This window comes from Paenibacillus sp. GbtcB18, from assembly GCF_019091125.1.
GTDB lineage: Bacteria > Bacillota > Bacilli > Paenibacillales > NBRC-103111 > Paenibacillus_F > Paenibacillus_F chitinolyticus.
In genome coordinates, this window is the sequence record NZ_JAGXJX010000501.1 from 1 (window position 1) to 259 (window position 259).

At 48.6% G+C, this 259-nt stretch carries 1 protein-coding gene; it reads left to right on the forward strand.

Annotated elements, in window-relative coordinates; translation table 11 throughout:
• Positions 1-259: cation diffusion facilitator family transporter (locus KVT34_RS30490; RefSeq protein ID WP_217563319.1), on the forward strand; the 259-nt coding region annotated here is incomplete at both ends.

Sequence of the window (259 nt, forward strand, 5' to 3'; positions counted from 1 at the left end):
GACCTGCTCAGTTCCGTAGGGGTCATATTTTCGGCGATTATCATTTATTTTACGGGATTGCTGTGGTTCGATCCTTTGAGCAGTATCGTAATCAGCTGCATTATTTTCATCGGAGGCAGCCGGATCATTAAGGAATCTTACCACATTCTGATGGAATCCGTTCCCGCCAAGTTCAATCTGGAGGAAATCCGCCGCGATACCGGCAGTGTCGAAGGAGTCGAAGATGTGCATGAAATGCACCTTTGGGCGATCTCGACGG